The organism is Lysobacter sp., assembly GCA_013141175.1.
In the GTDB taxonomy this organism is placed as follows: Bacteria; Pseudomonadota; Gammaproteobacteria; order Xanthomonadales; family Xanthomonadaceae; genus Lysobacter_I.
This window is the reverse complement of the sequence record JABFRN010000001.1, coordinates 1,368,342-1,395,316: the sequence shown is the minus strand read 5'-3', so window position 1 is coordinate 1,395,316 and position 26,975 is coordinate 1,368,342. Positions and strand designations below refer to the sequence as shown.

The window sequence follows — 26,975 nt, the reverse complement described above, 5'->3', positions numbered from 1 at the left end:
CCGGATATGCCGCGTCCACGACATTCATGTCGTGGCCTATCGATGACTGTGCCGCCGAGTCGTACCGCATGTCGCACCCCGTTCAGCTCTTCCATCAACCCGATACCGCCTATCAACCGGAAGCAGACTACCGATCGGTAGTGCTGCCGCGCCTGCCGCGGCGTTGGCGTCTCCTGACCGGCCACATGTGGACCCAGGTGGTCAGCCCGATCCCCAGTCGTCTCACCCAGGGCTGGAAGATCCATCTCTCCGCAACGCTCGAGGATGCCGTCCGCGCGCTCGAGATCGTCACCGCCATCGCGCCTGCGCGACAGACGGAATTCAAGTTCGCCGCGGACCCTGCGCGCCATCTGCGCCTGCTGTCCAAGAACGTCCCGCGTCAAACCGGCGGGAAGTTCATCACCATCTATCCTTCGTCGGACGAGTTGTTCGGCGAACTGCTGGAGACGCTGCACGCCGCCTGCGGCGATCTGCGCGGCCCCTACGTCCTTTCGGACAGCCCGTACAAGGACTCGTCGGTGCTGTCCTACCGTTACGGGGGCTTCCACAACTTCTCCGAAGTCAACGTCTTCCACGAGCGCAAGAGCCTGGTCCTGGACGGCAACTACCGCTTCGTCGAGGATCAGCGGCTGCCCAACTTCGTCGTGCCGCCGTTCGCGCGCACGCCGTCCTGCGTCCTCGATGCGGACGCGTCCACGGAGACGGCCGACGGCCCGCCGGCAAGCGGGACGGAAGATCCGTCGGAAGATGTCGCAGGTCCGGTCCTGCTGAACGGTCGCTACGAAGTGCTCGGCGTGCTGAAGCAGAGCAACATCGGCGGTGTGTATCTGGCGCGGGACCGCGAGAGCGGCGAGCAGCTCGTGCTGCGCGAGGCGCGTCCGTTCACCGATCCCGACCTCCATGGCCAGGATGCCGTCGTACGGCGGCGGCGCGAATACGAAGTCCTTCGCACGCTCGACGGGCTGGACCTTGCGCCGCGCGCCATCGATTTCTTCGAGGAATGGCGCCATTCGTTCCTGGTCATCAGCCATGTGCCGGGGCGCAGCCTGCGCCAGATCATCGTCGGCAAATGCGCGACGCTGCATTCGCAGTCGACCGCAGCCGACCTGGGCGCATGGTTCGGACTGGCGCATCGCGTCGCCATCGATCTGATCGGCAAGGTCCAGGCGATGCACGCGCGCGGCGTCGTGTATGGCGACGTTTCAACGAACAACATCATCGAACACGAGTCGACCGGCCGCTTCGTGCTGATCGACTTCGAGACCGCGTTCCGCCCGGCCATCGACCGGGGCCACAACGCGTTCACTCCCGGCTACGCATTCAACGAACGCCTCAACCGTCCCGTCGCGGAACTGCGCGACGACGTGATCGGCATCGGCGCGGTGCTGCTGGCGATGCTCTGCCCCAGCGCCTGCAACCTGCCGCTTGTGGACGGCTTTGCCGACCTGGTGTTCGGATCGCTCGAGCGGGACTACGGTCTGGATCCCGCGTACGGTGCCGCGTCGAAGCGGTTGCTTTCCGGTGATGCCGAAAGCCTGCAGGACGCGCTTGCGCTGTTGCGCGGAAGCGACGCGACGCGCGCGCATGCGATGGAAGATGCGCCGCGACATTCGGAGCGCGCGGAATTGCAGGCGTTGTTCGCCGACCTCTCGGGCTTCCTGCGCGAGCACGTCGACCTGTCGCGTGCGGAGCCGCTGTTCGGGATGGATCCCGGCCACGAGGACAAACTGCTCGCCTTCGACCACGGCCTCGCCGGTATCGCCTTCGTGCAGTGCAGGTTGGGGATGCCCACAGGCCGGGACCTTGCCCGACATGTGTACCGACGATTGCTGGCCGGAGCCGAGACCCCCGGCTTGTTGAACGGGCTGGTGGGCGGTGCCTGGACCTGCATGGAGGCGGGCGACGACCTGGCCGCCACCACGCTGCTGGCCGCCTGCGACGACCATCCGCTGCTGTACGCGGACTGCTCGCTCGGCTACGGATTGGCGGGGATCGGGCTGGTGTCGTTGCGCCTCTGGCGGCGCACCGGCGACGAGCTCGCATTGCGCCGCGTTCGCGAGATCTGCGCGGTGCTGGTCGAGGACGCCCGATGGAAGGGCGCCACCGTGGCTTGGCCCGGGGCCACGGAATCGAGCGGCGAGCCGTTGCGGATCGGTCTGCACGACGGCGCGACCGGGATCGCCTTGTTCCTGGCCTACGCGTACTGCGCGCTGGGCGACCCCGTTCTGCTCGACACCGCGCTCGCCGGGCTGCGCCACGATCTGGGCTTTTCCCGAAAGGTCGGCGTTTCGATCGGATTCCCGAAGCAGGCCACGGGCGGCGATGCAAGCATCATCTACCCCTATCTGGAAGTGGGCACGGCCGGCATCGTCAGCGTCGCGCTGCGGCTGCACCGTCTCACCGGCGACGCCGCGCTCGAGCAGTTCATCCATGAAGCGCTGCCGACCGTGGCGCAGCGTTACACCGTCTGTGCCGGACTGGGCCCCGGGCTGGCGGGCCTGACCCACTGCCTGCTCGACGCGGCGACCTTCCTTGCGCGTCCCGACTATGCCGATCTGGCCTGGCGCACCGCCGGGGCGCTGCGTCACTTCCGCGTCGCCGCCCACGGCGGCGCGGCAATGCCCGCCCGGCTGGGCGGTACCGTCTCCGCGACCTACATCGATGGCACTGCGGGCGTCGCCCTGTTGCTGGATCGTCTGCTGCATGGCCGCGAGGCGTTCCACTTCAGCCTCGATGAACTGCTGCCGGCCGAAGCCCCGTCGCCGAGTGCGCTTGCCGGGCAGGAACCATCGCGGTGACGCGCGTACGGCTTGTCAGGCAGGCCGAGTCCGGCGAATGCGGCTTGGCCGCACTGGCCATGGTGGCGTCCGCCCATGGCCGTCGATTCACGCTTCGAGACCTGCGCCGGCAGCTGCCATCGGCGAGTCGGGGCACCTCGTTCGCGCGACTGTTGCAGGACGCGGGCGCGTTGGGGCTCGCCGCGCAAGCGGTGGAGGTGGCACCGGCCGACCTCGGCGAGCTGCGCTTGCCGGCCATCCTGCACTGGGAGCACCGCCACTTCGTCGTGCTGCAGTCGGTCGGCCGTCGGGGCGATGTGGTCGTGCTCGATCCCGCCGTGGGTCGCCGGGTGCTGACCCCGGCGCAGCTTGCGCGCGGTTTCACCGGCTATGCCATGGAGCTGTGGCCCGATGGCGAGCCGACGCTGACCCGCATACCGCCCAGCCTGACCCTGCGGCGCTACGTTGCGGCGACTCCGGGCTTCGGCCGCTCGGTCGGGCTGTTGCTGCTGATCTCGCTCGGGCTGGAGGTGGCGGCGCTCACGGCGCCGTTGCTCGGCCAATGGGTGGTGGACCGCGTCATCGGGCAGAAGCAGGTGGAGCTGTTGAACGTGCTTGCGCTGACGTTCGCTGCGTTCTTCGCGCTCCAGTCCATGCTCGGCTGGGCTCGCGGCCGTCTCGCCGTGCGCTTCGGCGAAACGCTTTCGTTCGAATGGAAGCGCCGCATCTTCGATCATCTGATCCGGCTGCCGGTGCGTTTTTTCGCGCATCGCCACCTGGGCGACGTGATCAGCCGGTTCAACGCCACCGAGGATATCCGCCGCACGCTCACGTCCACTGCGCTGGAGGCGGTGCTGGACGCACTGTTCGGCCTGGCGGCGCTGGCCATCATGCTGCATTACTCGCCGCTGCTCGCGGGTATCGTGGTGCTGGCGGTGGGCGCTTACGCCGCAGTGCGCTGGGTGACCTGGCAACCGATGCTGCAGGCGTCGGAGGAGGGCTTCGCCTTCAGCGGCAAGGAGCAAGCGCACCTGGTCGAGACGCTGCGCGCGATCACCCCGCTAAAGCTGTTCGGTGTCGAGCGCGAACGCGGCGCGCGCTGGGCGGTGCTGGCCGGCGAGGTGCGCGAGCGGCGCACGCGCGTCGCGACGCTCACCAGCACGCTCGGTGCCCTGAGCACGTTGATCTTCGGCCTCGAGACTGTCGCCGTGTTCTACTTCGGCGCCGCGATGGTGATCGCGCCGGGCGCGGGGATGACGGTCGGCATGCTGGTCGCCTTCGTGGCCTACAAGGCCCAGTTCACCGCCAGGATGAGCCGTTTCATCGATCACGCCAGCGACTTCCGCATGCTCACGCTTCACTTCGAGCGTCTGGCCGATATCGCCGATGAAACGCCCGAGTGCGTCGATGCCGAGGTGCCGGACGAGGCCGCGTCGACGCCCGGAACGGTGCCTGCGCATGCGTCGGGCGACTGCGATGCTGGCGGTTCGCCGACCTTGGAGCTGCGCGATGTCTGGTTCCGCTACGCCGACACCGAACCGTGGATTCTCCGCGGCGTGCAGCTGCGCGTCGACGCGGGCGAAATGCTGGCGATCGTCGGTCCGAGCGGCTCCGGCAAGTCGACACTGCTCAAAGTGCTGCTCGGGCTGATGCCGCCCACGCGCGGCGCAGTGCTGTACCAAGGCAAGCCCATCGAGGCCTCGGGGATCGCTGCGTACCGCAGGGCGGTGGCGGCGGTGATGCAGGACGATCTGCTGCTGTCGGGCTCGGTCGCGCAGAACATCTGCTTCTTCGAGGCCGAACCGGACACCGCCCGCATGGAGGACGCCGCGCGCAAGGCCTGCATCCTCAATGACGTGATACAGCTGCCGCTGGGCTTCGACACCGAGGTCGGCGACCTCGGCAGCAGCCTGTCCGGTGGCCAGCGGCAGCGGATCATCCTGGCCCGCGCGATCTATCGCCAGCCGCGTGTGCTGGTGCTCGATGAGGCCACCAGCCACCTCGACCTGGTCGCCGAGCAGATCGTCAGCCGCGAACTCAGCGCCATGGCGCTGACGAGGATCGTCGTCGCCCACCGCCCCGCGACCATCCGCGATGCCCATCGCGTGCTGCGGCTGGATGGTGGCACCCTGTCCCCCCTTGAAGGCGGCACCGCCGCACTCGCCGAGCTTTCGACCGCATGATGACCTCCGACCCACGCCCCTCCCGCTGGCGCGCCTGGCTCCGGCCGCGCCGACTCTTCTGGGTCGCTGTCGCTGCGACCGCGGCCATCGCGGCTGCGATGTCGCTGCTCGATTCGGATTCCGCGGAGCCGCCAGAGACCGCGGAGGTCACCACCGCCGGCGTGCGGCAGATGGTGCAGGCCGCCGGCGTGCTGACGCCAAGCACCGAGGTCGATGTCGGCGCCCAGGTCAGCGGCCAGGTGAGGGCGATCCACATCGAGCTCGGCCAGACCGTGCGCGCGGGCCAGCTGCTGGTCAGCATCGATCCCGATACCGCCCAGAGCGATGTACAGGTGGCCGAAGCCGCCGTCGCCGAGCAGCGCAGCGCCATGGAATCCACCAACGCACTGCGCCAGCGTGCCGAGGCCAACGCCCGCCGCTACCGCCAGCTGTTCGAGGGCCGCCTGGTGTCGCAGGCTGCGCTGGATGACGCGGAAGCCGAGCTGCGCAGCCTGAGCGCCGACTACAAGGGGCGGTTCGCCACGCTCGACCGACTCAATGCCGAGCTGGCCAAGCGCCGGTTGGCGTTGTCGCGTACGGCGATCACCGCGCCCATGGATGGCGTTGTCGTCAACATCGTGGTGGCGCAGGGACAGACCGTCAACGCCAGCCAGACCACCCCGGTGCTGCTGACGCTGGCCGACATCGATCGCATGACCGTGCGCACCAAGGTGGCCGAGGCCGACGTGCTCAAGGTCAAGGTCGGCCAAGCGGCCTCCTTCACCACGCTGTCCGGCCTGGGCCAGCCGCTGCGGGGCCACGTGCGTGTGATCCAGCCGGTGCCGGAGAAGAGCGGCAACGCGTCGTTCTACAACGTGCTGTTCGAGGTCGAGAACCCGGGCCGGGTCCTGTTGCCGCAGATGACGGTGCGTGTGCTCATCGAGAGCGGCGCCATCGATGCCACGCCGACGATCCCGTCGATCGCGTTGGGCGACCGCCGCGACGATGGCCGCTACGAGGTGTTCACCTGGACCGCCGAGGGCGGCACCAAGCGCCGCTCGGTGCGCATCGGTCTGCAGGATGCGACCCGCACCCAGGTGCTGGAAGGACTGCGGGCCGGCGAGCGGGTGCTGCTTTCGCCTGCGGACGGCGCCCAGCAGACGCGCGACACACCTGCGGCGCCGGGCGACGAGGCGGTACCGGAGGCGGGATGAGCACGCCGCTGATCGCGCTGCGCGGCGTGTCGCGCGAATACGCCGTCGGCACGCAGAGAGTGCGCGCGCTCGTCGACGTGGACCTGACGATCGAACGCGGGGAGTTCGTCGCCATCGTCGGTGCCTCGGGCTCCGGCAAGAGCACGCTGATGAACCTGCTGGGCTGCCTGGACCGCCCCAGCGCCGGCCACTACCTGCTGGATGGCAACGACACCGCCGGCCTCGATGCCGATGAGCTCGCCCGGATCCGGCGCGAGACGTTCGGCTTCATTTTCCAGCGCTACAACCTGCTGCCGCACCAGGACGCCATCGAGAACGTGGCGCTGCCCGCCATCTATGCGGGCGTCCCGGCCGACGAGCGCGCGAGGCGGGCGGGAACGCTTCTGGAGCGGCTCGGACTCGGGGACCGCCTGCGGCACAAGCCGACCGAGCTGTCCGGCGGCCAGCAACAGCGGGTGTCCATCGCCCGCGCGCTGATGAATGGTGGCCAGGTGCTGCTCGCCGACGAGCCGACGGGTGCGCTCGACTCGCAGTCGGGCGCGGAGATGCTGCGGATCCTGCAAGCGCTGAACCGGCAGGGACATACCGTCATCGTCGTCACCCACGATGCGCGAGGGCTTGCCGCGAGCGCGCAACGCATCGTCGAGATCTCCGACGGCCGCATCGTCGCCGATCGCCGCAATGAGGCGGTATCGAGTTCGCCGGACGCCGCCATCGCGCCGGTGTCCGCCGCCGACGCGGAACCCTTGTTCGCCTGGGACGATGCCGCCTCCGCCGCGAGGGTCACGCGGTTGCTCCCGGCCTGGCGACAGGCGGTCGGCCGCGCGCGCGAGGCGCTGCGCTCCGCGATTCAGGCGATCTTCGGGCACAGGCTGCGCTCGGTGCTGTCGCTGATCGGGGTTTGCATCGGGATCACGGCCGTGGTGGTCGTGGTGACCCTCAGCGGTGCGGTGCAGCACTCGATCGACAACGAAGTGGGCGCGCTCTTCGACAGCAGCATCAAGGTCTGGACCGGAAACCCGCGTCTGCCGCCCGGTAGCCAGCCGCAGCCATTCAGCGCTTCGGACCTCGATGCGGTACGCGGCCTGGATGGCGTGAAGACGGTCCAGATCCAGATGAAAAGCGACATGGCTGCGCGCCAGGGCGCGAAGGACGCGCGCGTCAAAGTCCATGGCGCGCAGTCGTCGACGCTGCAGGTGAACCGGTTGAGCATCGTGCAGGGCAGGACGTTCGTGCCGGTGGAACTCGACAACGGTGCGCAGGTGGTGGTGATCGACCACAAGATCCGCGAAGCGCTGTTCCGGCCAGGCGAGCGGGTGATCGGTCGCACCATTTTCCTGTCGGCGGAGACCGTGGAGTCTTCGCCCACGGCGGAAGCCGGCATGTCCGGTATCGCAAGCGACCCGGCGCCACCCTCGCCCGCCCTGCTGCCGTTCACCGTGATCGGGCTGTTCGAGCCGGCCTCGGGCAGCAATTTCGGGCGCGAGTCGACCGGCGAACTCCTGATTCCGCACTCCGCCTTTGCGGCCAAGCTCGACACGCGCTTCGAGACCCGCGAGTTCACCGTTGTCATCACCGATCCCGAACAGGCGGAGAACCTCCGGCGGCGCATCACCGAACGGCTCAAGTCACTGCACGGCGCGGAGGATTTCGAGACCTGGAACGCCGCCAGCGACATCAATGCGCTGCGCGAAGTGATGGGGGTGCTGGCGCTGGTGCTCGGCCTGGTGGCGGCGATCGCGCTGCTGGTGGGCGGCATCGGGATCATGAACATCATGCTGGTGTCGGTCACCGAGCGCACCCGCGAGATCGGAATCCGCATGGCCATTGGCGCGAGGCAGTCCGACATCCGGAGCCAATTCCTGGTCGAGTCGGTATTGCTGTGCGGCGCCGGTGGCGTCATCAGCCTGGTCCTGTGCGCGGTTGCCGCACTGATCGCCAACGCAGCCCAATCGCGGATGCGGCTGGAAGTCGATCTGGCGGCCCTCGTGGCCGCATTCACCGTCTCCGCGCTGGTCGGAATCCTGTCCGGAACCTGGCCGGCCAAACGCGCAGCGGCGCTGAGCCCGGTGGAGGCCCTGTCGCGCGAATGAAGACTTCGCCAATGTCCACCGACCATGCCCGCCATGCATCCGGCAGCCCGCGCGGACGATGCCCGGTGTCGGCCGTCGGTCCGGCTGCGCCACCTCCAGCGATCGCGGGCCGTCTCGATGCGCCGAGGACTGCATGACCATCTACACACTCGAGGAACTCTGCCGCGCGTTGGATGCCCCCTCGGACAAGGCGGCCTGCCTGCGCCAGCTGCTCGGGCTGATGCTGCCGCGCCTGGCCGGGCAGAATCCGCCCGGCGCGCACGGTGTCGGCTGGCATGTCGGGCAACTCTGCGATGCGTTTGCCGAGGGGCGCGTGGAGGTCTACTTCGACACCTACGGCCGGCCGGCCGGCGCGTTGCTGTGGAAGCGACTGGATGAGGCCGGCGAAGCAGCGCTGCTGGCCGGCGCCGATGCCGCCGAGCTGGCGGGCGCGGCGAGCGGTGAGCCATGGATTGCGCATTTCGCCCTGCACAAAGTCGGTCTGCGGGCGTTGCTGCGGCGTGCCGCTGTCGGCGGGCCGCTGTCGCCAGTCGCCGAAATCGCCTATGCGCGGATGCACCGGGGCTGGCGGTCCGCCAAGCGGCTGCGGGTGCCGTTCCGCCTGAGCGCTGCGCCAGTGCCTTCGGCATCCGCCAGCGGTTTCCTGGCGCACGGCGGTGGAGGGCAGCTGCGCGGCGAGGCCCTGGAAATGCTCGACCAGGCCCGGCGGCTTGGCGACTGGCTGCTGCTCGCGAGCGCCAATCCGGTCCATGCGGACCGGAAGCCCGCCGAACTGCTCGACGCGCTCGTGACGCCGCTGCGGCTGGGCCAATACGTGGAAGTGCGCGCGCCCGATGGCGCCGCCGAGGCGTTCCTGACGTACGGCTTGCTCACCGACGACGGTCTGGCACGGCTCCAGCAGCACGGCGCCGCCGCGCTGTGCCCGGCCTGCTACTCCGAAGGCGACGTGCTGGCGGCGACCTGTGCAGGCGCGGCGTCCGCTCCTGGCGCGCAGTCGGCGCTCGCGGCGCAAGCCGCTGCGCTGCATACCGGACTGCGTCGGGTGCTGACGGGGACCGGCGTGGCGGCGCTGGACGCCCTTTGATCCGTGGCTATCCCTTTACGCATCTCCCCTGAAATCCCCGAGCCCCTGAAACTCCTGGAGTCGACGCGCCCGATGAACCTGTTCGATGCTGGCCAACACGCCGAAGTCGCGGTGGATGTGCTCGATCCGGTGAATGGTCATGTGCCGGTGCCGCTGACGAGGCTGCAGGGCGCAACGCTGCTCTGGTTGAACACCGAGGAAGCCGAAGCCGATCCGGCCTGGACGCGGTTGAACGGCGACCGCGCCGCCTACACCGCATACCTGCTCGCGGCCTGCGCGTACAAGGTCAGCGCGGATGGCGAGACGCCCGACCGGACCGGCACTGCCGACCGCTATGGCGGCGGCGGCATCGGCACCAACGGCGGCAGCGGTCGCGCTGCGATCATCGGCCCGTACTGCGTGAAGGGCGTGGGGCGGACGCCCTTGATCGGCCGCGACGTCGATGTGGGGCATGCGTCGGGCGGCGCGTATCTCGAGGAGTGCGTCCGCGAATCGTTGCTGGCCGAGATCCTGCATCGCGAATTGCCATACGGCGCGGTGCGCACGCTGGCGATCATTGCGACCGGCACGGTCCAGGTGTGGCAGACCGATCAGGGACCCAAGCCGGAACGCTGCTGTCTGCTGGTGCGTCGCGCGTTCCTGCGGCCGGCGCATCTCGAGCGCGCACCGTTCTATCGAGGCACCGAAGCGTTGCCGGGACTGGCGGATGCGCATCGCGTGCGTTGCACGATCGCCGCGCTCGAACGGCATGCCGGCGGAACCGATCCGCTGCAGGACCAACTGACGGCGGGCTTCGCGCGTTGGTCGCGGCAGTTGGCAGCGACCTACCTGCTGTGTCTGCCGCACGGGGGCGTCAGCTCCTCCAATGTCGCCCTCGACGGCCGGCTGCTGGACTTCGGCGCGACCGCCGCGGTGCCGTCACTGGCGCGCTATTGGGTGGCATCCGGACACCATCCCAGCGGCGAGGAGTTTCGCGACATCGTCGACACCGTCAATGGCGTCGCATGCGGGTTCCGCTTCACCGCAGGCCATGGCGAACCCGCCCGGATATGGCGGGCGCGCACGTGCGACCAGGTGCTCCGGGCCTACGGCGAAGGCATGTACGCGACCTTGCTGCGCTTGTTGGGATTCGCGGACGTCGATGCGCAAGCCTTGCTGAAGGGCCCGGCCGGCCCGCCCCTCGCGCGCGAACTCGACCTCTGGCTGCGTCCATTGCGGCACAAGGCGTGGTCGATCTTCGAGGGCACGCCGTGGCAGGCACACGCAATGCCCGGCGCGACGGCGCTGGACAGGCTGGAGGCCGACCTGATGCGCATTGCCAGCGAGGCAGGGGCCGTGATGCCGGACGCATCGGATGCGTCGGTCGCGGCACGCCGGGCGATCCGGGCGCGCTGGACCAGGCCACGGATACGGCTCGACCGCGAACGGCTCAAGGACGAGTGCTACGTGCGCCTGGATGGCCGGTATCCCAGCGCTGCGGATCTGCCGGCGCTGCGCGAAGCGATCGCCGCCTTCATCGATGAAGGCGTTGCGGAAGAAACCCATATTCACCTGACCGACCCGGAGCTCACATGCGCCTGAACCTTGCCGTGCCGTCGCGCCCATGGGCGCGCGCCCGATCCCACGGGTGGACGGTTGGACTGGGCGCTGCCGCCCTGCTCGCCGCCGGCCTGTTGGCCTCGCTGCCGGTGTCGGCCGTCACCCCATCCGCTCCCGCAGGGGATGGAGCGGCTGTCGTGCAGCCGGTTCCGGTGCGGACGCTCGAAGGTATCAGCGAATACCGGCTGCCCAACGGGCTGCAGGTACTGCTGGTGCCCGATGCGTCGAAGCCGGTCGTCGCGGTGCAACTCACCGTGCGGGCCGGCGCGCTGCAAGACCCGGCGGGCGCGAGCGGGGCCATGCATGTGCTCGAGCACCTGATGTTCAGGCCGCGCCTGGGCCAGGGGCGTGCATCCGCCGCCATCGCGCAGCGCGGGATCCGCGCCAATGCGACGACGTCGCATGACCGGACCACCTTCATGGCCAGCTTCGCCGCGGATGCGGCAGTGCAGCGCTGGTACCTCGAATGGCTGGCGGGAGCGCTCGCGGACGGCGCGATCGAGCCCGGGCAGGTGGCGGGCGAACTCGGGGCGATCCGCAACGAGATGCAAGGTGCGCAGGGCTCGGCGCTGGGCGTGGCGATCGAGGCATCGATGTGGACCCTCTATGCCGGCCAGGGGTATGGAAGGGCGCCGATCGGACGCCTGATCGAAATCGAATCGCTCGACGCGCCTCGCCTGGCAGCGTTGCGGGCCCAGCACTATCGGCCGGACAAGGCGACGCTGGTCGTTACAGGCGCGTTCGAGACCGAAGAGACCTTGCGGACCATCGCGCGGGACTTCGGCGCCCTGCCGCAGGGACCCGGGCAGCCCGCTGGAGAGACCCGCCCGGGGCCGTCGCACGAGGTCGCGACCGCCCAGTCGCTGTCGCTGGCGCGGCCGGGCGTGGGGCCCATCGTCATGGCGGCAACGCCGGGGCCAGGAGCGCGCGACGGAGACGCCGCCGCCGCGCGGCTGCTGGCTTACGCCCTGACGCGCGAGCCGTCGGGGCTGCTGAACCGGCGGTTGGTCGATGCCGGCATCGCCGCCAGGGTGCTGGGACAGGCACGTGAGCAGGCCGACGGCGGCACCCTGCTGTTCGCCGCCCAGCCGGCGGCCGGGCAAGCGCCCGCAGCGGTGGCCGAGGCCTTGCGCGTGGCGTTGGCCGATGCCGCTGCGCTGACGCCGGAGCAGGTCGAACAGGCACGCTACGGCTGGATGGCGGAATGGCGGCGGCGATTCAACGACCCCGAGCGGCTGGCCGAAGACCTGTCCGAGGCGGCCGGTCGCGGCGACTGGCGTCTGCATCTGGCCGACTATGCGCGCATGCGGGCGCTCGCCCGTGAGGACTTGGGTCGGGTCGCAGCGGACTGGCTCCGCACGCCGCTGGTGGTGACATTGCTTCCCACCGGCGCCCCGGCCGCACCGGTGGCACGGGCATCGACCGGTGCGGTGGCATTGCCGGAGCAACCAGCGGGAGCGAACGGGGCGACCCGCCCGGCCAAGACGTTGGCGGCGCCCTTCGATGCCGCGGCCGAAGTCCGGCCCCAGACCAGGATGCTCGCGGACCGGCGCCTGGCGCTGTCCGTCACGCGACGTCCGCAGCGCGGCGGTGCGGTGCTCGCCCGGCTGGCGATCCCGATGCTGGCGGCCACGTCATCGCAGGAGCAGACGCGCGCCGCAGGCCTGATGGCCGCGATGCTCGGTACGTACCGCGCGACGCCCGGCGGCGCACCCGCGTTCCAGTTCGAACTCGACCGCATCGAGACCGGATTGACGGTGGGCTTTTTCCGCCAGGAGCTGCTGATCGACATCCAGACCAGCACCGGCCAGTTCGATGCTGCGATGGCCCGGGTGCGTGCGCTGCTCGAGGCCGGCCGCTTCGAAGAGGCGGCGCTTGAGGGCGAGAAGCGGAAATGGCGGGGCAGGCTCGATCGTGCCTCGCAGGACCCCTCGGCACGCCTCGACGAACTCCTGTCGCGGCACGGCAAACCGTACGCGGAAAACGACGTGCGCTACGCACCGACGATCGAGGAGGAAATGGCCTCGCTGCAGCGCGTCGGGCTGGCCGACATCGAACAGGCCAGGGCAGCGCTGCTGCCGCTGCGGGAAGTGCGGATGGCCGTTGTCGGTGACATGGACGCGGCGGCAGTGGCGAAAGCGATGGAGCGCCACCTGAAGCCGTTGTTGGCCGCCGATCGCGCTGGGGCGCCGGCACTCGTCGACGACGAACAGCGGCAGGCGCCTGCGCCCAAAACGCTGATCTGGCGGAGTTCGGGCACCGACAATGCGTTCCTGAGCTGGGCCGCCTTCCTGCCGCTGCGCGAGGGGGAGCGGGATGCGCTGGCGCTCGCGCTGGCGAATCGCATGTTCGGTCAGCAGGGCAGCGGCCGGCTCTGGCGCCGGCTGCGCGAGCGCGAAGGCCTGAGCTACGGGGCGTGGTCCCAGCTCGACTGGAACGCCACCGCGCCCAGCTCGTCGTGGCGCGCCTCCGCGAGCTTCGCGGTGAGCGATCGCCAGCGCGTAGAGAGCGCGTTGGCCGATGAGTTGGAGATGGTCGAGCGCAACGGGTTTGGCGCTGACGAACTGGCGCTGGCCAAGACCGGATATCTGCAGGAGCAACGACGCCTCGCCGCCCAGCCGGGCCTGCTGCTGGGCCGCCAGCTACAGACGCTGCGGACCGGCGCGCGGGCAATCAACGCGCCCCTCGAACAACGGATCACCGAGTTGAGTCTCGAGGACGTCAACGCCGCCTGGCGGAAGTACATCCGCGCAGACCAACTGGTGCGCGCGTTGGCGGGCAACGTGCCGGAAGAAACCTCTGCGGCACCCGAGCCTGTGCGTTGATCTGCGACAGCGGAAATACCGTCCGAGAGAGATTCGACGAAAGAAATTGGCGCAGCCAGAGCACGTGAAATCCAAACGCTCTCTCACGCCGGATCGCAGCGTAGCGTAACAGTGCGCTGCTTGGAAAGGGCGGTCCCGGCCTTGCGACCCGTCTGCGGACGGGACACGCCTTACTTCCGACGAAATTGTGTATTGTGTAACGCACGGATCTGCCTGTAGCCTATCTAGGATGTTTGCCCCCCCAGCCAACGCCCGACTTCTCAACCGGCTGCGCACTTCGACGCGCTTGGCAGTCTTTGTGTTGCTTCTATTCGGGTTGAAGATTGGTGCAGCTGCGGCTTGCGTCGGTCATGACATGGCTGACCTGGGCTTTGGTCAGGAGGCCGGTGAGTATGCCGCCAATCTGAAGGCACCACCGTCAACGGGTACGGGTGACGATCCGGTTCCAACACCATCGGCACACGCCAGCAGTTGTTCTCACGGTGCCTGCCATCAGGTGGCGGATGTCGCTGTAGTGCCTGCTTGTTTTGTTTTCATGACAGGGCATATGCCCGCGTCCGGTGCTGGTTCTCGGCCGCCAGAACCTCCTCTGCAAGCCCAGCTCCGTCCTCCGATCATCTGAGTCGAATACAAACGCTTTCAGTGCCGTGTCACTGAAGGTCATTGTCGACTCAGAGGATCTTTCTATGCCCTTTTCTTACTTGGCGCGACGTGTTGTCGCGCGCGCTGCCATGGCCGTATTGGCCGGCAGCGTTTGTCTGAGCGTGGCAAATGCCACAGAACCCGGCATCACCACCGCGCCTGTTCGTCAGGCGCTGCGAGCTGCATGGCAGCAACATCCCAGTTATCGCGCCACCGAAGCCCAACTGGCGGCGGCTCGCGCTCGTCTCGATGCTGCGGGACAGCCGCTGTATAACCCTGAGCTGGAGTTCTCCGGCGACGATGAGGGAGGCGAGCGCACTACTAGTGCAGGGATAAATCTCACGCTGGATGTGAGCGGCAAACGCCGCGCCCGAAGCGATGCCGCCAGCGCCCGCGTCGATCTGGCCACTGCCGAAGCACGAATACGCCGACGCGATTTCGCTCGACAATGGCTAACCGGTTTGGCGGATCTACACGCCTCGCAGCAGCGCGTTCGTACCGGGGAGCGCCGGCTGGCACTGGTGACACGCTTTGCCGAGTTGGCCGCAAAGCAGTTCGCAGCCGATGATATTTCAGGGCTGGAGCGCGATCTGGCACAGTTGGCCCGCGATGAGGCCCAGGCGGAGCAATCGCAGCTGTTAGCTGATCAAGCCGATGCGGAGGCGCGGTTCCGCAGTGTCGGCGGCAACGTCGAGGCGATTTTGGCAGCGCCACTATCGACCGACGATTTGCCGGCGCCAGAACCGATGACTAACGATCTGCAGGCCTTACCGGAATGGCTGGTGGCTGATGCCGCCGCCAAGGCCGCAGAACGGGATGTCATGGTGGCCCGACGCAGCCGTGTCGCCGATCCGACCATCGGTGCATACGGTGGACGCAAGGAATACGACGTTGGCGGTCCCCGAGACAACGTTTTCGGAGTTACGGTCACCGTCCCGCTGTTCGTCCGCAACAGCTACCGAGCCGAAGTGGTAGCAGCCCAAGCTGATGTCCATGCCGCCCAAGCTGAGTTGGAGCGCGTGAGGTTGGCGCTGGACGCCGACCGCCGTCGCGTCACCGACAGCTACGCCGCGACATACGCGGCTTGGAATGGCTGGAAGCGCAGCCGTGGGACCGACGTCGAACGCCGTGCAGATCTGCTCGAACGCCTGTGGCGCGAGGGCGAATTGTCGACCGCGGACTATCTGCTGCAGCTCAAGCAGACGCTGGACACACAACTGGCCGGCGCCGAACTGCAAGCGCGCCTGTGGCGCACCTACACCGACTACCTCGCTGCCACCGGCCGTCTTGAAGACTGGGCCGATCTGGAGCGCACCCCATGAGAGCCACCAATATGCTGAATCACCGACTGACCCTGCTACCGCTGGCCGCAGCACTGTTGTTCGCGCTAAGTGCCTGTTCCGAAAACCCCAAAGCCGCAGCATCTGTGGAAGCCACATCGGCTGACAAGACGGAAGAAGCCCACGCGGAGGGCGAGGCTGAGCACGACGAAGAGAGCGGGCATGCCGAGGAAGGCGAGCACGCCGAGGAAAGCGAAGCTACTGCCCCGGTGAAAATGAATGAGGCCGCGCTCAAAGCCGCCGGTATCACGCTGCAGACATTGCAGCCGTCCTCACTTAGCGAGGAGTTGAGAGCTCCGGGCGAAGTGGTCGACAGCGCCTATGGAACGACGCTGATCACGCCGCGCGTCGCGGCATTGGTAGTGAGGCGGCATGTCAAGCTCGGCGATGAGGTCCGCGCGGGAGTGCCGCTGGCGACACTGGCGAGCGTCGAGGTTTCCGATGCCCAGGCAGAACTGCGTATTGCCGAACAGGAATGGCGCCGTGTGTCCGCACTCGGCCGGGAAGCGGTCGCAGGGCGTCGCATCACCGAAGCCAAAGTCGCCGTCGATCGTGCTCGTGCCAAAGCCCAGGCTTACGGTCTCCCCGGCGCCTCCAGCGGCACAGTCAACGGCCAGTTCACTCTGACTGCACCGCATGCTGGCCGCATCACCGAGGATGATTTCGTTGTTGGCGAGCGGATCGAGCCAGGCAAGGCTCTATTCCGTCTGGTCGATGAATCGATCGTATGGGTCGATGCGAAATTGCCGCCCGGTACCGTTTCGCGGATCGAGGCGGGAAGCGCTGCCACCGTGGTGATTGGTGGCGAGCGCATCGCGGCAAAAGTGTTGCGCAGTGCGCACCGGACCTCGGATGCGACTCGCAGTGCGACGATAAGACTGGAGGTCGCGAACAAGGAAGATAGTTTGCATGGCGGCGATTTCGTCGAAGTGTATTTCGAGGCAACAGCTGCCGCCAACGCCGTCGACAAGTCCGCAACCCAACTCTCGGTGCCGACCGATGCCCTTGTACAGCTCGAAGGCGACACGGTGGTCTTCCGCCGTAGCGCGGACGGTGCGCTCGAACCCGTTGCTGTACGTGCCGGCGAGGTCGTTGGAGACCGCACCGTGATTCGCGAGGGCTTGAAAGCGGGCGATACGGTCGTCGTGGCCGGTGCCTTTGCGGTGAAGTCGCAGATGCTCAAGGCGCAACTGGGAGAAGGTCATGCGCATTGACCTCGCCCTGAAACCGGATGGAGGTGCGACGTGCTGAATCGCCTCGTCGAACTCTCCCTGCGTTACAAATTCCTCGTGATCATCATCTTCGCGGTCGTGGCGTTCCTTGGCATGAATGCGGTACGCAACGTGCCTATCGATGCGTTTCCCGACGTGACGCCCGCTCAAGTCAACATCTATACCGAATCTCCGGGGCTGGCGGCCGAAGATATCGAACTGCTGCTTACCACACCTGTGGAATCTGCATTGGCCGGCCTACCGAAAGTGCAGGAAATCCGTTCGGTGAGTTTATTCGGCCTGTCGTATGTCGCGGTCTATTTTGAAGACGACATGGACATCTACTTCGCTCGCCAACTCGTTAACGAGCGCCTGCAGGAAATCGGCGACCGGTTGCCGGAGGGCTACGGCAAACCCAGCATGGGACCGAACACCTCTGGTCTGGGGCAAGTGTTCTGGTACACCGTCGAACGCGCACCGGGTGTCAGCAAGGAACAAGTTACCGATATGGACCTGCGCACTTGGCAGGAATGGACGGTGCGCCTGGTCCTGCGCACCGCGCCTGGTGTCGACGACGTTACCTCTTGGGGCGGCGGCGAGCGCGAGTTCCAGGTACAGATTGACCCTCAGCGTCTGTACGCTCGTGGCTTGGGATTCGGTGACGTGATTGCTGCGTTGCCGGCCAACAATGGCCAGGTCGGCGGCAACGTCATGGATGTCGGCCGCGAGCAGTTTCTGGTGCGCGGCTTGGGCTTGCTGAAGTCAACCGAGGATATCGGCGAGATCGTGCTCAAGGCCGAAGACGGCGTGCCGGTGTATCTGCGTGATGTCGCGCGTGTGGTTGAAGCCCCTGCACCGCGATTTGGTGCGGTGACACGCGATGGCGAGGAAGTCGTGCTCGGCATGGCCTTGGCACGCATCGGAGAGAATGCCAAGGACGTGGTCGAAGCGGTCAAGGGTAAGCTCGATGTCGTGCGCGATGCGTTACCGGAGGGCATCGTTCTTAAGCCCGTCTATGAGCGCACTGATTTGGTCAACAAGGCGGTCGGCACGGCTGTGCGGGCGTTGATCGAGGGTTCACTTCTGGTTGCGATCATTTTGTTCCTCTTTCTCGGTGAATTACGCTCGGCATTGGTGGTGATCGTGACTTTGCCATTAGCGATGTTGATCGCATTCATCGGCATGGGACAGGCGGGGCTTTCGGCAAATCTGATGTCGCTTGCAGGTTTGGCGATCGGTATCGGCATGATGGTCGATGGCGCTGTGGTGATGGTCGAAAATGCCTTTCGGATCATGGCCGAACGCCTCGAACATGGTGAAAAAGTCGATAGAACGTCTGCAGTTCTGACCGCAGCGAAAGAAGTCGCCAATCCGATTGCGTTCGCCATCACCATCATCATCGTCGTGTTCCTGCCGTTGTTCTCACTGGAAGGCCTCGAAGGCAAGATGTTCAAGCCGATGGCGTTCAATATTGCCTTCGCGATGGCTGGGTCTATGGTGTTGAGCTTGACCCTGATCCCGGTATTGGCTTCGATGATCCTGAAGCCCAAGCCCGAGCGTGATACGTGGCTGGTCGCGCGGATTAAACGGGTCTATCGACCGCTGCTGGCGAAAGCGCTGGAGCGCAAGAAAGTGGTAGTGATCAGCGCAGTGGTTGCTCTGGTCGCGAGCCTGGCGCTGTTTCCGTTTCTGGGCAAGGAGTTCATGCCACAGTTGCAGGAAGGTTCGATCATGTGGCGTGTCACAGGTATCCCGTCCACGTCGCTCAACGAATCGATCAAGACCAGCAACACAATCGCAAAGGCCTTCGAGCAGTTTCCCGAGGTAGATACCACCTTGGCCATGATTGGGCGCGCCGAAAAAGGTGAGACCGCAGATGTCAACTATATGGAAATCTACACTGCCCTCAAGCCGGAGGACGAGTGGAAAACCGGGCGTAATATCAAACAGCTCGAAGAAGCCATGCAAGAGACCTTGGAAAAGGTAGTGCCCAATGTCGTGCCCGGCTACACGCAACCGATCCAGATGCGCGTGGAAGAGCTGATCTCCGGCGTACGCGCGACACTCGCATTGAAACTTTATGGCGAGGACTTGGAAGAGCTTGATCGTATCAGTGCGCAACTCAAGACGGCACTCGGCAAAGTTCGAGGCGTGGCCGATCTGTCGCTGGAAGCGAATGTCGGCAAGCCGCAGATCCGCATCGAAGTCGATCGCGACGAGTTGGCCCGTCACGGCATGAACGCCGAGGAAGTGCTGACGATCGTCCGTAATGGGCTTGGTGGCGAGCCGGTCAGCGTATTGCTGGATGGCGTGAAGCGCTTTGATATTGCCGTGCGGTTGAGCGAGGCGACGCGGGCGTCAGTGGAGTCGTTGCGCCAGATTCCGTTGCGTACCGCCAATGGTGCTGTGGTGCCATTGTCCGAAGTCGCTGATGTTAGCGTCGCAGAGGGATATTCCTTCGTCCGCCGCGAACAGTTGCAGCGTTACGCGGTCATCCAGATGGACGTGCGCGGTCGCGATGTGGATAGTTTCGTGAAAGAAGCCGAGGCGGCGATCAAACAACAGGTGAAGTTGCCTGCAGGTTATTGGATCGAATGGGGTGGGGCATTCGAGAACCAGCAGCGCGCTTTGGCGAAGCTGGCTCTGATCGTACCGATTACGATCTTCTTCATTTTCGTTCTGCTGTACACCGCGTTCAACTCCATCAAGTATGCAGCGCTCATCCTCGCCAACGTGCCATTCGCCACCATCGGCGGTCTGCTCGCATTGTTCGTCACCGGGCAGTATCTGTCCGTTCCATCCGCTATCGGCTTTATCGCCGTGTTCGGTGTAGCGATGCTCAACGGCATCGTATTGGTCAGTTTTCTCAATGAACTACGCGACAAGGGGCTATCAGTCCGCGAAGCGGTGATCCAAGGCACGGCCTTGCGCCTCCGACCAGTGCTGATGACTGCCAGCGTCGCGGTGCTTGGCTTGGTTCCGATGCTGATTTCCAGTGGTGTAGGCGCGGAAACCCAACGGCCACTGGCGACTGTGGTGGTGGGCGGCTTGATCAGCTCGACGCTACTGACTCTTGTGTTGTTGCCCGTGCTCTATGAATGGCTGGAACTACGTGCCGAACGTAAAACGAGAGAGGCCTTACCATGAAACAGATCAAGGCATTCGTACACCGCAATCGTGTAGGAGATCTGATCCACGCTTTGGATGCAGCGGGTTTCCAGCGGGTCAGCCTGTTCGATGTCAAGGGACTGCTGCGCGCACTCAGTGCGCGTGAGCAGGAGTATTCGGTCGAGTTGGGCGAGAAGGTGATCAGCGAAGTCCAGATCGAGGTCTTCTGTGAGGACATCGAGGTTGCTCGGGCCATCGAAGTCTTTCGCCGTGTGGGGCGAACCGGGCATGCCGACTCAGGGTGGATCTACGTCAGTTCAGTAGAACAGTCGATTCCTATCAACGATGTGTCGTAATGATCAATCTGGAGAAGACAGCCGTGAAATTGATCCTCGCTTACGTACACCCCTCGCATGCCGACCGCATTGTGCATGCGCTCGAGCGTGCAGGTCTCTATCAGCTCTCGCTGACGCGAGTGCATGGTGTGGTGCATCCGGATGAACCGATCGTACGGCCGGACATGGGATCTGTCGGCAGCCCGGAAACCAGAATCGAGGCCTACTGTGAGGATGATCGCGCCGAGTCTGTGGTGGCACTGATTCGCGAAACTGGACATGTCGGCAACCTTCCTTCCGGTGTGGTGTTCGTTCATCCTGTCGATCAGGCATGGACCATTCGTAAGGCCTTGCCCTCCTGATCAGTGAATACAGCTCACTGGATGCAACAGAAGGCAGGACAGATCCGGCGTTACGGCGCATATCAGATCTAGACCCTGCACGCGGTGCTTTGCCGTCAGGTCAGCGAGGTGCTGATCGCAAATATGCACAAACTGCTGCAGCTCAACCGACCATGAGGAAAAGCGCCATGTCCATAAACAAGCATGCATCGCACGAAGAGTCGCCACACGACACCCATGAAGATGACAGCCACGGCAGTCACGGCAGTCACGAACACGGTAGCGGAAACTTGGAGCTGGGCTTCGCGCTACTCAGCGGCGTGCTGTTGCTCATCGGTTGGATTGTCAGCCGCACGATGGGCGAGGACGTGATCATCGTGCGTGGACTGTACGCCGCAGCCTGCTTGGCAGGTGCCTGGTTCACTGTGCGGGAGGCTATCGAAAATCTCCGCAAACGGCGTTTGCAGATCGACACGCTGATGCTCGTCGCCGCGGCCGGCGCGATCGCGCTGGGACACTGGGGGGAAGCGGGTTTGCTGCTGTTCCTGTTCAGTCTGGGACATTCGCTCGAAAACTATGCAATGGGCCGTGCCCGTCGTGCGATCGAAGCCTTGGCGCAGTTGCGACCTGAGACCGCATTGGTGCGGCGCGGCCAGGAACTGGTCGAAACCAAGGTCGAAGCGCTGCAGGTGGGCGACATCGTAGTGGTCAAACCGGACGAGCGGATCGCAGCGGACGGCTTCGTCGTTGTCGGTGAGACCAGCATTGACCAATCCGCGATCACCGGCGAAAGCGTGCCGGTCGACAAACGGCCGGTCGCCGATACCGCGACAGCGCGCGAAAACCCGGATGCGGTGAGTGCCGAGCATCGCGTATTCGCCGGTACCCTCAACCGTGCGCAACTCGTTGAAATCGAAGTCAGCCGCCGTGCTGATCAGAGTACGCTGTCGCGCGTCGTCGAGATGGTGAGATCGGCCGAGAACCAGAAATCGCCCACCCAACTGTTCACCGACCGGTTCCAACGTTACTTCGTCCCGGCGGTGCTGGCCCTGGCCTTCGTGCTGCTGTTCGCCTGGGTAGTGATCGACGAGCCATTCAGCGCGTCGTTCTATCGAGCAATGGCCGTGCTGGTAGCCGCCAGCCCGTGCGCGCTGGCGATCTCGACGCCCAGCGCGGTGCTCAGCGGCGTGGCGAGGGCGGCGAGGTCAGGGGTACTGATCAAAGGTGGCGCACCGCTGGAACGGCTCGGGGTGTTGCATGCGTTGGCGTTCGACAAAACCGGCACCTTGACCGAAGGCCAGCCGCGCGTAACCGATGTGCTGACTGCTGAAAATATCAATGAGGAAACACTGCTCAGCGTCGCGGTCGCGGTCGAACGTCTGAGCGATCATCCTTTGGCTGCGGCCGTCGTCCGTGATGGCAGTGAACGCCTCGCCGGTGTGGCACTACCGGTCGCCACCAATCTGCAAAGCCTGACCGGCAAAGGGTTGCGCGCGGAGGTCGATGGTCAAGTTGTGTATATCGGCAAGCGAGCGCTGTTCGCCGAGATCGACACCGCTGGCCTGCCGCCGGATCTCGATGCGCGCATGCTCCGCCTCGAGTCCGAAGGACGCACCACCTTCGCCGTCAAACACGGCGAGCGCTACCTCGGTGCGATCGGATTGATGGATACGCCGCGTGCTGCCGCGACGGCCGTGATCGCGCAACTACGAGAGCTGGGCATTCGCGAGATGGTCATGCTGTCGGGCGACAACCAGCAGGTCGCGGATGCTGTGGCGAAGAGCGTCGGCATCGACCGCGCCCTCGGCAATCTCATGCCCGAGGACAAAGTGACGACCATCCGCGAACTGCAGGCAGCCGGCGATGTCGCGATGATCGGCGACGGCGTCAACGACGCACCGGCCTTGGCTGTGGCATCGGTGGGCATCGCGATGGGGGCCGCAGGTTCTGACGTCGCCCTTGAAACCGCCGATGTCGCGCTGATGGGTGACGACCTGTCGAAACTGCCATTCGTGATCGGTTTGAGTCGGCAGACCCGTCGGATCATTCGCCAGAATCTGTGGGCGAGCCTGGGCATGGTCGTCATCCTCATCCCGGCAACGATGTTCGGCCTCAAGATGGGCATCGCGGTGTTGTTCCATGAGGGTTCGACGCTGCTGGTGGTCGCTAATGCGTTGAGGCTGCTGGCTTACAGAGCGCCTCAAGGCGAGGTCCGATCACATTCGGAGTAAACCGTCCGCATCGCCTCGTTGCGATATGGTGTTGATTCCGCTCTTACAGAATGGCGACAACATGGAGACCGTGATGAGAACCGTCTTACTGTTCGGCGCCACCGCTGTGGCCGAGATCGTCGGCTGCTACCTGCCTTATCTTTGGCTGAATGGACGCGCTGGCATGTGGGTGCTATTCCCGGCAGCGCTATCGCTGGTGGCCTTTGTCTGGCTGTTGAGCCTGCACCCATCCGCCGCCGGCCGGACCTATGCCGCCTACGGCTGCATCTATGTTGCTACGGCCCTACTGTGGCTGTGGGCCGTCGATGGAATCCGTCCCGACCGTTGGGACCTCCTTGGCGGTGCTCTGGCGCTCGCCGGCATGGCGGTCATCGCATTCGCTCCGCGCAACATCTGAGCATTCGCATTCCGTCGGTAGAGAAACAATCCCGAAGTGCGCTCGGCCATCATGTGCGGCACTGAGGATTCATGCATTCAGTAGCACCCCCAGTTTGCTTAAGAGCGCCCAAGATCGTACACGCACCGCGTTCACCACCCGAGCATTGAATGATGACCTGCTCCAATTCGGCGGCCATGCGCTGCAGTTGCTCCACTCGGTGCTGGATAGCCGCCAAGTGCCCCCGAGCGAGGGTATCGACATTCCCGCACGACATGAGGGGGTCGTCGTTCAGCCTAAGTAAGCTGCGGATCTCTTCCAGGCTGAAACCTAATTCGCGTCCGCGGATAATGAAACGCAGGCGCTCGACCTCGACGGTGCTGTAAACACGGTAGCCGCTGGCCGTCCGCGCTGGCGGCCGCACTAAGCCGACACGCTCGTAGTAGCGGATGGTTTCCAAGTGGCAGCCGCTGGCGGCTGCGGCGTTACTGATTTTCATTCGCATCTCTTGACTCTGTAGTCACTACAGACTTTACTCTGGCCTTTCCGCCGGTGCCAGCTGGCCTTGGATTGCATATCGCCCATGCCCCGGTTCGCCCATTTGATCCGTCTGAGCCTCCTCGCCATGATGTGGATGGCGGTGGTGCCCGCCTGTGCAATCGCGGCCGAAACGAATCAGGTCAACCCGCGCCAGACATGGCAAATGCTGGATTACATCGCGGTCGACTATGCCGGCGCCGTACAGGCTGGCCGGGTCGCCGATGTCGGCGAATATGAAGAGATGCGGGAGTTCGCCGCCGCGGTGCAAACGCAACTGGCAGCGATGTCGGCCACAGATCAGCAACCCGTGCTGATGGCCCAGGCCGACCGGCTGGTGGCTGCGGTGGCAGCCAAGGCTGAGCCCATGCAGGTCGCCGCACTCGCCCGCGGCTTGGCCGACGAACTGCTAGTCAGCTACCCTATTGGCGCAGTACCGATATCGCCGCCGGAGCCGGCCCAAGCCGCAGCACTTTATACCCAGCAATGCGCCGCCTGCCACGGCCCGAACGGTCGCGGTGATGGCCCGGCCGCTGCCAGCTTGGATCCGCCGCCGATCGCCTTCAGCGATGCCGCCCGCGCCGCCCAGCGCACACCCTTCGCACTGTATGAGGTGATTTCGCAGGGTGTACCCGGAACCGGAATGGCCAGTTTCGCCGCACTGCCCGATGCCGACCGCTGGGCGCTGGCATTCTACGTAGGCAGCCTGGCGTATTCGCCACAAACACGCGCCGACGGTGAAGCGTTGTGGCGCGGGAATGCCGAATTGCGCGGGCGCATTCCCACCCTGGAAGCCCTGACCCACACCCGCGAAAGTGATCTCACAAGCACGCTATCCCCGGCGCAGGCCGCGGCGATCGTTGCCTATCTGCGTTCCCGCCCTCAGGCGGTGAACGAGCCTCTGTCGAGTAGCGGGCCATTCACGCTGGCGAGGCAGCGACTGGCCGACAGCCAACGTGCCTACGCCGCCGGCGATATCACGCGAGCCACGTCGCTGGCCCTGTCGGCCTACCTGGATGGCGTGGAGCCGGTCGAACCCACGCTGGCCACGCGTAACGTGGCGCTGCTGCGCGAGATCGAAACCGCCATGGCACGGTTTCGCACACTGTTGGGCAGCCGCGCAACGCTCGCCGAACTCACCGCGCAAGCGGCGCAGGTCGATGCATTATTCGGTCGCGCCGAGACGGTGCTGCTGGACAAGCACACGGACACGACCACCGCTTTCCTCGGTAGCTTCACCATCTTGCTGCGCGAGGGCTTGGAAGCCCTGTTGATCGTGATTGGCATGATCGCCTTTCTGCGTAAGGCCGAGCGTCGGGACATGCTGCCTTACGTACACGCCGGCTGGGCGGGTGCGCTGCTGGCGGGCGCTTTGACATGGGCCGCGGCGACCTACCTGGTCGACATCAGTGGCGCCAATCGCGAAGTGACTGAAGGCATCTCGGCGTTGTTCGCCGCGGCCGTGCTGTTGAGCGTAGGCATCTGGATGCATCAGAAGAGCCTGGCCGGCCGTTGGCAACAGTACCTGCACGCCAAGATGTCGGCGGCGCTGACGCGGCGTTCGGCAATTTTTCTGTTCACGCTGGCCTTTGTGGCGGTTTACCGCGAAGTGTTCGAGACGATTTTGTTCTACATCGCGATGTGGAGCGAACAGGCCTCCGGCGCCATCGTCGCCGGCCTTGTGGCCGGTAGCGTGGTGCTCGCCGTCGTAGCGTACTGGATGCTGCGGATGAGCCGACGTTTGCCGATCGGACAGTTCTTCTCGATCAGTTCGATCCTGATTGCGATTCTGGCGGTGGTCCTGGTGGGCAAAGGCGTGGCCGCTTTGCAAGAGGCGGGCTGGATACCCCAAGCGCTCGTTCAAGCACCAAGGATTGAATGGCTTGGCGTCTACCCTTCCTGGCAATCGCTGCTGGCGCAGTTGGTGGTGGCGACCGTGGCGTTGATTGGATTCGTCGTCAACACCCGATCCGGGCGAGCCTCGATCCCGGCCAAGTCATGAGGATATTGCCATGAGCGAATGCGGTTGCCATCACGAAGCCAAGAACGCGAACGAGCGTCGCATACTCAGGATTGCGCTGGCACTTAATGCGGCCATGGCGGTGATTGGTGGCGTTGCCGGTTGGATCGCCCAGTCTACAGGTCTGCTGGCCGACGCCTTGGACATGCTCTCCGACGCTACCGCTTATGCGATTGGTTTGGTCGCGATCGGCCGTACGGCCCGGTTCAAGGCCAATGCCGCGCTGTTTAGCGGCAGCGTGCTGCTGGTACTGGGCATTGGTATTCTGGTCGAAGTAGGTCGCCGCGTCGTCTTCGGCGCTGAGCCGCTTAGTGGTTGGATGATCGGTACCGCACTGCTGTCGTTGGCAGTTAATGTCACCGTGTTGCGTATGCTCGCTCCCTTGAAGTCAGGCGAGGTGCATCTGCGGGCGACGTGGCTGTTCACGCGTGCCGATGTGGTGGCCAATCTTGGCGTCATCTTGGCTGGGATGCTGGTGCTCTGGCTGCGGTCGCCGTATCCGGATTTTTTTATCGGCGCGTTGATCGGCTTGTATGTGATCAAGGAAGCGGTCGAAATCCTGCGCGATGCCCGTGCGGAGCGGCGTGGCGATGAAGCGCACTGAATTGGGTTCGGCATGCTGCAGATGTTGACGTAGGAATACATCTCCAAGCGGGATCTCTTCGCTGCGTGAGGCGCGCAGAAATTGCGTGTCCCGATGCAATTGACTGGATGCTGGCAAGGCCCCCACATCGTGACGGCCTGGCCAACTGCCCCGTTACTGCTGCGCCAAGGCAATTTCGATGATGGTCGCGTCCATACCCTGGGACGCGAACTCAAACTGCACCAGCTGACCGGCCTTCACCGACGCGATCTGCTGGGGTGTGGCTTTAAACCCCATCGTCATCGCTGGCCAGCCCAATGCGTCGACCGGGCCGTGAGCGAGCGTAATCGTGCCGGCAGCGGCGTTGACGGATTCGACAGTGCCGGTCGCTGAAGCGGTTCGGGCCGACTGCGGCATTTCCGTCGATACCGGTTTCGTCGGCCCAGCCATTGCCGCATGCTCGGTAGCCGTCATCGGCTTGTGTTCCACCGCCCCAC

General features: G+C 65.3%; 18 protein-coding genes. 16 read left to right on the top strand and 2 right to left on the bottom strand.

Annotated elements, in window-relative coordinates:
* Nucleotides 1-68: 68 nt before the first annotated feature.
* The 14 genes from HOP03_06300 to HOP03_06235 all read left to right on the top strand — a co-directional run bounded on the left by HOP03_06300 (nt 69) and on the right by HOP03_06235 (nt 23,359).
* The gene (locus HOP03_06300; GenBank protein NOT87775.1) at nt 69-2,798 is read left to right on the top strand and encodes a protein kinase/lanthionine synthetase C family protein; all 2,730 of its coding nucleotides are present in this window, start codon (nt 69-71) and stop codon (nt 2,796-2,798) included.
* Nucleotides 2,795-4,960 (top strand): peptidase domain-containing ABC transporter, encoded by a 2,166-nt coding sequence (locus HOP03_06295; protein ID NOT87774.1) that lies wholly within the window; start codon nt 2,795-2,797, stop codon nt 4,958-4,960. The genes HOP03_06300 and HOP03_06295 overlap by 4 nt, the downstream gene beginning before the upstream one ends.
* On the top strand, nt 4,960-6,153 hold the full coding sequence (locus tag HOP03_06290) for an efflux RND transporter periplasmic adaptor subunit (protein ID NOT87773.1): 1,194 nt from the start codon (nt 4,960-4,962) through the stop codon (nt 6,151-6,153). Before HOP03_06295 ends, HOP03_06290 begins: the two co-directional genes overlap by 1 nt.
* Entirely contained in the window at nt 6,150-8,246 is a 2,097-nt protein-coding gene (locus tag HOP03_06285) for an ATP-binding cassette domain-containing protein (protein NOT87772.1), read from the top strand. The genes HOP03_06290 and HOP03_06285 overlap by 4 nt, the downstream gene beginning before the upstream one ends.
* Before the next feature lie 133 nt (nt 8,247-8,379).
* Nucleotides 8,380-9,330 carry a hypothetical protein gene (locus HOP03_06280; GenBank protein ID NOT87771.1) on the top strand — a complete coding sequence of 317 codons (951 nt, stop codon included), beginning with the start codon at nt 8,380-8,382 and terminating at the stop codon, nt 9,328-9,330.
* A 72-nt stretch (nt 9,331-9,402) separates the two neighbouring features.
* On the top strand, nt 9,403-10,911 hold the full coding sequence (locus HOP03_06275) for a hypothetical protein (protein ID NOT87770.1): 1,509 nt from the start codon (nt 9,403-9,405) through the stop codon (nt 10,909-10,911).
* Nucleotides 10,902-13,754 (top strand): insulinase family protein, encoded by a 2,853-nt coding sequence (locus HOP03_06270; protein ID NOT87769.1) that lies wholly within the window; start codon nt 10,902-10,904, stop codon nt 13,752-13,754. Before HOP03_06275 ends, HOP03_06270 begins: the two co-directional genes overlap by 10 nt.
* A 731-nt stretch (nt 13,755-14,485) precedes the next feature.
* On the top strand, nt 14,486-15,718 hold the full coding sequence (locus HOP03_06265) for a TolC family protein (GenBank protein ID NOT87768.1): 1,233 nt from the start codon (nt 14,486-14,488) through the stop codon (nt 15,716-15,718).
* On the top strand, nt 15,715-16,950 hold the full coding sequence (locus HOP03_06260; GenBank protein NOT87767.1) for an efflux RND transporter periplasmic adaptor subunit: 1,236 nt from the start codon (nt 15,715-15,717) through the stop codon (nt 16,948-16,950). The genes HOP03_06265 and HOP03_06260 overlap by 4 nt, the downstream gene beginning before the upstream one ends.
* 30 nt (nt 16,951-16,980) lie before the next feature.
* Entirely contained in the window at nt 16,981-20,094 is a 3,114-nt protein-coding gene (locus tag HOP03_06255; GenBank protein NOT87766.1) for an efflux RND transporter permease subunit, read from the top strand.
* Nucleotides 20,091-20,411: a P-II family nitrogen regulator gene (locus tag HOP03_06250; protein ID NOT87765.1), complete on the top strand. Its 321-nt coding sequence runs from the start codon at nt 20,091-20,093 to the stop codon at nt 20,409-20,411. Before HOP03_06255 ends, HOP03_06250 begins: the two co-directional genes overlap by 4 nt.
* Nucleotides 20,411-20,752 (top strand): P-II family nitrogen regulator, encoded by a 342-nt coding sequence (locus HOP03_06245; protein NOT87764.1) that lies wholly within the window; start codon nt 20,411-20,413, stop codon nt 20,750-20,752. The genes HOP03_06250 and HOP03_06245 overlap by 1 nt, the downstream gene beginning before the upstream one ends.
* A 152-nt stretch (nt 20,753-20,904) precedes the next feature.
* On the top strand, nt 20,905-22,962 hold the full coding sequence (locus HOP03_06240) for a heavy metal translocating P-type ATPase (protein NOT87763.1): 2,058 nt from the start codon (nt 20,905-20,907) through the stop codon (nt 22,960-22,962).
* 73 nt (nt 22,963-23,035) lie between these two features.
* Complete coding sequence (locus tag HOP03_06235) at nt 23,036-23,359, top strand: YnfA family protein (GenBank protein ID NOT87762.1); 324 nt, start codon at nt 23,036-23,038, stop codon at nt 23,357-23,359.
* 49 nt (nt 23,360-23,408) lie between these two features.
* Here the strand turns inward: HOP03_06235 and HOP03_06230 are convergent, their stop codons facing one another.
* Complete coding sequence (locus tag HOP03_06230) at nt 23,409-23,837, bottom strand: helix-turn-helix domain-containing protein (GenBank protein ID NOT87761.1); 429 nt, start codon at nt 23,835-23,837, stop codon at nt 23,409-23,411.
* A gap of 84 nt (nt 23,838-23,921) precedes the next feature.
* On the opposite strand from HOP03_06230, the gene HOP03_06225 reads away from it, so the two are divergent.
* Entirely contained in the window at nt 23,922-25,877 is a 1,956-nt protein-coding gene (locus HOP03_06225; GenBank protein NOT87760.1) for a c-type cytochrome, read from the top strand.
* Nucleotides 25,878-25,887: 10 nt separating this feature from the next.
* Entirely contained in the window at nt 25,888-26,499 is a 612-nt protein-coding gene (locus HOP03_06220; protein ID NOT87759.1) for a cation transporter, read from the top strand.
* Nucleotides 26,500-26,652: 153 nt separating this feature from the next.
* On the opposite strand, the gene HOP03_06215 is transcribed toward HOP03_06220, so the two are convergent.
* Nucleotides 26,653-26,928 carry a copper-binding protein gene (locus HOP03_06215; protein NOT87758.1) on the bottom strand — a complete coding sequence of 92 codons (276 nt, stop codon included), beginning with the start codon at nt 26,926-26,928 and terminating at the stop codon, nt 26,653-26,655.
* Nucleotides 26,929-26,975: the final 47 nt, after the last annotated feature.

Bases quoted from the DNA above. Each gene is read 5' to 3' on its own strand.
- HOP03_06220 (NOT87759.1), top strand. From the start codon at position 25,888: ATGAGCGAATGCGGTTGCCATCACGAAGCCAAGAACGCGAACGAGCGT.
- HOP03_06260 (NOT87767.1), top strand. From the start codon at position 15,715: ATGAGAGCCACCAATATGCTGAATCACCGACTGACCCTGCTACCGCTG.
- HOP03_06300 (NOT87775.1), top strand. From the start codon at position 69: ATGTCGCACCCCGTTCAGCTCTTCCATCAACCCGATACCGCCTATCAA.
- HOP03_06245 (NOT87764.1), top strand. From the start codon at position 20,411: ATGATCAATCTGGAGAAGACAGCCGTGAAATTGATCCTCGCTTACGTA.
- HOP03_06270 (NOT87769.1), top strand. From the start codon at position 10,902: ATGCGCCTGAACCTTGCCGTGCCGTCGCGCCCATGGGCGCGCGCCCGA.
- HOP03_06240 (NOT87763.1), top strand. From the start codon at position 20,905: ATGAGGAAAAGCGCCATGTCCATAAACAAGCATGCATCGCACGAAGAG.
- HOP03_06290 (NOT87773.1), top strand. From the start codon at position 4,960: ATGACCTCCGACCCACGCCCCTCCCGCTGGCGCGCCTGGCTCCGGCCG.
- HOP03_06280 (NOT87771.1), top strand. From the start codon at position 8,380: ATGACCATCTACACACTCGAGGAACTCTGCCGCGCGTTGGATGCCCCC.
- HOP03_06250 (NOT87765.1), top strand. From the start codon at position 20,091: ATGAAACAGATCAAGGCATTCGTACACCGCAATCGTGTAGGAGATCTG.
- HOP03_06215 (NOT87758.1), bottom strand. From the start codon at position 26,928: ATGGCTGGGCCGACGAAACCGGTATCGACGGAAATGCCGCAGTCGGCC.
- HOP03_06230 (NOT87761.1), bottom strand. From the start codon at position 23,837: ATGAAAATCAGTAACGCCGCAGCCGCCAGCGGCTGCCACTTGGAAACC.
- HOP03_06225 (NOT87760.1), top strand. From the start codon at position 23,922: ATGCCCCGGTTCGCCCATTTGATCCGTCTGAGCCTCCTCGCCATGATG.
- HOP03_06275 (NOT87770.1), top strand. From the start codon at position 9,403: ATGAACCTGTTCGATGCTGGCCAACACGCCGAAGTCGCGGTGGATGTG.
- HOP03_06235 (NOT87762.1), top strand. From the start codon at position 23,036: ATGAGAACCGTCTTACTGTTCGGCGCCACCGCTGTGGCCGAGATCGTC.
- HOP03_06265 (NOT87768.1), top strand. From the start codon at position 14,486: ATGGCCGTATTGGCCGGCAGCGTTTGTCTGAGCGTGGCAAATGCCACA.
- HOP03_06285 (NOT87772.1), top strand. From the start codon at position 6,150: ATGAGCACGCCGCTGATCGCGCTGCGCGGCGTGTCGCGCGAATACGCC.